This is a genomic window from Sphingomonas sp. (assembly GCF_036677245.1).
In the GTDB taxonomy this organism is placed as follows: Bacteria; Pseudomonadota; Alphaproteobacteria; order Sphingomonadales; family Sphingomonadaceae; genus Allosphingosinicella.
Genome location: NZ_JAKFCG010000006.1, coordinates 1 through 4,755 on the forward strand (window position 1 = coordinate 1; position 4,755 = coordinate 4,755).

The 4,755-nt window shown below is 67.3% G+C and carries 5 protein-coding genes; 1 reads left to right on the forward strand and 4 read right to left on the reverse strand.

The features are described 5' to 3' along the window. Nucleotides 1-37: 37 nt before the first annotated feature. From V6M48_RS00565 to V6M48_RS00580, 4 genes are all read right to left on the reverse strand, one after another. Nucleotides 38-445: an endonuclease domain-containing protein gene (locus V6M48_RS00565; RefSeq protein ID WP_332810571.1), complete on the reverse strand. Its 408-nt coding sequence runs from the start codon at nucleotides 443-445 to the stop codon at nucleotides 38-40. 160 nt (nucleotides 446-605) lie between these two features. Then, entirely contained in the window at nucleotides 606-2,201 is a 1,596-nt protein-coding gene (locus tag V6M48_RS00570; RefSeq protein WP_332810572.1) for a carboxyl transferase domain-containing protein, read from the reverse strand. Further along, complete coding sequence (locus V6M48_RS00575) at nucleotides 2,198-2,464, reverse strand: hypothetical protein (RefSeq protein ID WP_332810573.1); 267 nt, start codon at nucleotides 2,462-2,464, stop codon at nucleotides 2,198-2,200. Before V6M48_RS00575 ends, V6M48_RS00570 begins: the two co-directional genes overlap by 4 nt. Beyond that, on the reverse strand, nucleotides 2,461-3,618 hold the full coding sequence (locus V6M48_RS00580) for an isovaleryl-CoA dehydrogenase (RefSeq protein WP_332810574.1): 1,158 nt from the start codon (nucleotides 3,616-3,618) through the stop codon (nucleotides 2,461-2,463). Before V6M48_RS00580 ends, V6M48_RS00575 begins: the two co-directional genes overlap by 4 nt. A 150-nt stretch (nucleotides 3,619-3,768) precedes the next feature. Between V6M48_RS00580 and V6M48_RS00585 the strand changes: the two genes are divergently transcribed. Further along, nucleotides 3,769-4,755, forward strand: a 987-nt coding sequence (locus V6M48_RS00585; protein ID WP_332810575.1) for an acetyl-CoA C-acyltransferase, incomplete at its 3' end; no start/stop codon positions are given.

A 4,755-nucleotide genomic window follows, 5' to 3' on the forward strand; every position in this document is an offset into this window, starting at 1 on the left:
CTCCCCGTACCGGGGAGGATCTTGAAGTGTGCGCCGCTCATAAATCCTCCCCGGCACGGGGAGGGGGACCAGCCATGGGCTGGTGGAGGGGCGACGCAGATGCACATCTCTCGACCACAAAGCTGACGACACCCTCAATATTCTTCAGCACCTCGGCTGCCGCCACGCGCACCACGCTATAGCCCTGGTTTGCAAGCCACTCATCCCGCACTTCATCATGCACCGGAGCATTGCCCATCCCGTGCCCGGCCCCATCGACCTCAACCGCGGTGCGCGCTTTGACGCAGGCGAAATCCAGGACGTAGGGGCCGGCGGGATGCTGCCTGCGAAATTTGAACCCGCCGGGGCGCTTCCTGAGCTCTTGCCAGAGCAGCACTTCGGGCAAGGACATGTCCTTGCGCAGGCGGCGCGCCTTGGTGACCGTTGGAGCGGGACCGGTCAGCATCGGTGCCGCCCCTCCCCCGCACTTCGTGCGGGCCCCCTCCCCGTGCCGGGGAGGATCTTGACCGCTGCGATAAATCCTCCCCGGCACGGGGAGGGGAACCAGCCGCAGGCTGGTGGAGGGGCTGCACCGAAGGCTGGTGGAGGGGCTGCACCGCTGCCCATCACATCCGGAACACCCCGAAGCGCGCCCGCTCCGCGATCGGCGCGTTGAGCGTGGCGCTGAAAGCCAACCCAAGCACATCGCGGGTCTGGACCGGGTCGATGATGCCGTCGTCCCACAGCCGCGCGGTGGCGTGATAGGGGTTGCCTTCGTCCTCGTAGCGCTGGCGGATCGGGGCTTTGAAGGCTTCGGCCTCCTGCGCGCTCCAGACGTCCGCATCCTTGTGGACGGTGGCGAGCACCGAGGCGGCCTGCTCGCCGCCCATCACGCTGATCCGGCTGTTGGGCCAGCTGAACAGGAAACGCGGGCCGAACGCGCGGCCGGACATGCCGTAATTGCCGGCGCCGAAGCTGCCGCCGATCAGCACGGTGATCTTCGGCACCTGCGCGGTCGCGACCGCGGTGACCAGCTTGGCGCCGTCCTTGGCGATGCCGCCGGCCTCATATTTGCCGCCGACCATGAAGCCGGCGATGTTCTGGAGGAACAGCAAGGGGATGCGGCGCTGGCAGGCGAGCTCGATGAAATGCGTGCCCTTGAGCGCGCTTTCCGAGAACAGGATGCCGTTGTTGGCGAGGATCGCGACGGGCATTCCCCAGATGCGCGCGAAGCCGCAGACCAAAGTGGTGCCGTAGAGCGGCTTGAACTCGTGCAGCTCCGATCCGTCGACGATCCGGCCGATGACCTCGTGCACGTCATAGGGCGTGCGCACGTCATCGGGGATGATGCCGTAGAGGTCGTCGGGGTCGAGCTTGGGATCGACCGGATCGGCGACGTCGAGGTCGACCGTCTTGCGCGTGTTGAGCCGCGCGGCGATGTCGCGGACGAGGCTCAGGGCATGGTCGTCGTTGTCGGCGACATGATCGACGACGCCGGACCTGCGGCCGTGGACGTCGGCGCCGCCGAGCTCCTCCGCCGAGATGACTTCGCCCGTCGCGGCCTTCACCAGCGGCGGGCCGCCGAGGAAGATCGTCCCCTGCCCGCGCACGATCACGCTCTCGTCGGACATCGCCGGGACATAGGCGCCGCCGGCGGTGCAGCTTCCCATCACGCAGGCGATCTGCGCGATCCCCATGCTGCTCATCTGCGCCTGATTGTAGAAGATGCGCCCGAAATGATCGCGGTCGGGGAAGACCTCCGCCTGGTGCGGCAAATTGGCGCCGCCCGAATCGACGAGATAGATGCACGGCAGGCGGTTCTGCATCGCGATCTCCTGCGCGCGCAGATGCTTCTTCACCGTCATCGGGAAATAGGCGCCGCCTTTGACGGTCGGATCGTTGACGACGATCATCGCCTCGCGTCCGGACACGCGGCCGATGCCGGTCACCATTCCGGCGCCCGGCGCTTCGTCGCCGTACATGCCGTTGGCGGCAAGCTGGCCGATTTCGAGGAACGGCGAGCCCGGATCGAGCAGCCGGGCGATGCGCTCGCGCGGCAGCAATTTGCCGCGCGCGACATGGCGCTCGCGATGCTTCTCCGATCCGCCGAGCGAAGCCTGCGCCACCCTCTCGCGAAGCTCCGCGGCGAGCGCGCGATTGTGCGCGGCGTAGCGGCGGAAGTCGGGCGAATCGCTGTCGACGGCGGAGGAGAGGATGGTCATGCCGGCGCCGGCTTCTTCTTGCGGATCAGATAGCGGTAGACGCCGAACAGGTTGATGAAGAACAGGATGATGTTCTGGGTCCCGATCCCCTCCGCCTGCTCGCTGGCGAAGCCCCAGGTGATCAGCGCGATCGAGGCGGTGACGAAGATCACGAACGCCCAGCCGGTCCAGCGCCGGCCGAGATCGAGCGAGACGATGAACGCGGCGATCGCCCCCGCGATCGAGCCGTACCATTGCAGCACGTCGAGCAAAGTATCGCTCATTCGCCGATCAACTCGCGGCCGATCAGGAAGCGGCGTATCTCGTTGGTACCGGCGCCGATGTCGTAGAGCTTGGCATCGCGCAGATAGCGCTCGACCGGCCACTCCGTGGTATAGCCGGCACCGCCGAGCGCCTGGATCGCCTCCAGCGCGGTTCGCACCGCATTCTCGCTCGCGAGCAGGATCGCGCCCGCCGCGTCCGAGCGCGTCGCCTGGCCCGCGTCGCAGGCGCGCGCCACCGCATAGACATAGGCGCGTGCCGAGTTGAGCGCGACATACATGTCCGCGACCTTGGCCTGGATGAGCTGGAAGCTGCCGATCGGTTTGCCGAACTGCTTGCGCTCGCGCACATAGGGAAGCACGATATCGAGGCACGCCTGCATGATGCCCAGAGGGCCCGCCGCGAGCACCGCCCGTTCATAGTCGAGGCCCGACATCAATATCCTGGCGCCCTCGCCTTCGCGGCCCATCAGATTCTCGGCCGGGACCTCGCAATCCTCGAACACCAGCTCGGCGGTGTCCGATCCGCGCATGCCCATCTTGTCGAGCTTCTTCGAGACCGAGAAGCCGGCCATGCCGCGCTCGACCAGGAAGGTGCTGATCCCGCGCGGCCCGGCGTTCGGATCGGTCTTGCCGTAGACCACCAACGTATCGGCGGCGGGCGCGTTGGTGATCCAGAATTTGGTGCCGTTGAGGACGTAGCGGTCGTTGCCGCGCTTCTCCGCCTTGAGCTTCATCGACACGACGTCGGAGCCGGACCCGGCCTCGGACATCGCGAGGCTGCCGACATGCTCGCCGCTGATCAGCTTGGGCAGGAATTTGCGCTTCTGCTCGGGGCTGCCCCACCGCCTGATCTGGTTGACGCAGAGGTTCGAATGCGCGCCGTAGCTGAGCCCGATCGAGGCCGAGGCGCGCGAGACTTCCTCCATCGCGACGCAATGCTCGACATAGCCGAGGCCGAGCCCGCCAAATTCCTCCTCGACGGTGATGCCGTGCAGCCCGAGCGCGCCCATTTCCGGCCACAGCTCGCGCCGGAACTGGTTGGTCTCGTCGATCTCGGCGGCAAGCGGGGCGATGCGGTCGGCGGCAAAGCGGCGGGTGGTCTCCCTGATGGCATCGGCCATCTCGCCAAGCGCGAAATCGAGGCCACCTTCCATCCAGAGCGTCTCCTCTTGCCCCGGCTTCGGGCCGAGAGCCGGCCCGGTCGGCCCGCGCGACGCAGGCTCTAGCAGAGCGGCGCGGATTTGAACAAGACGGCGCGCAGCCCTATCTTGAAGGTCGAACATCCTTCGCGGAGCCGGGGTCCCATGAGCATCGATCCGATCGTCATCCTCTCCTATGCGCGCACGCCAATGGGCAGCTTCCAGGGCAGCCTGGCCGGCGCGAGCGCGACCGAGCTTGGCGCCGCCGCGGTCGGCGCCGCGGTCGAGCGTGCCGGCGTCGCGAAGGACGGCATCGACAAGATCTACATGGGCTGTGTGCTTTCGGCCGGGCTCGGCCAGGCGCCGGCGCGCCAGGCGGCGCTCAAGAGCGGCCTGAGCAACGGCATCGAAGCGACGACGGTCAACAAGATGTGCGGATCGGGGATGCAGGCGGCGATCATGGCCGCCGACACGCTCGCCGCCGGATCGGCCGAGCTGATCGTCGCCGGCGGCATGGAGAGCATGAGCAACGCTCCCTATCTGATGGCCAAGCATCGCGCCGGCGCGCGGATCGGCCACGACAGGATCTACGACCATATGTTCCTCGACGGGCTCGAGGATGCCTACGAAAGCGGACGGCTGATGGGCAGCTTCGCCGAGGAAGCCGCCGGCCTCTACCAATTCACCCGCAAGGCGCAGGACGATTATGCGATCGCCTCGCTCGAGCGCGCGCAGAAGGCGCAACAACAGGGCTGGTTCGAGCGAGAGATCGTGCCGGTCGAGATCGCCGGCCGCAAGGGCACGGTGACCGTCGCCGAGGACGAGCAGCCCGGCAAAGGCGATGCCGCCAAGATCCCGTCGCTCAAGCCGGCCTTCGCCGAGGACGGAACGATCACCGCCGCCAACGCCTCGTCGATCTCGGACGGCGCGGCCGCCTTGGTGATCACGCGCCAGAGCATCGCCGACAAGCTCGGCATCGCGCCGGTCGCGCGGATCGTGGCGCATGCGGCGCATGCCCACGAACCGGCGCGTTTCACCACCGCTCCGGTCGGCGCGATCAAAAAAGCGCTCGAGAAAGCCGGCTGGAAGGTCGGCAACGTCGATCTCTACGAGGTCAACGAGGCGTTCGCCTGCGTCGCGATGATCGCAATG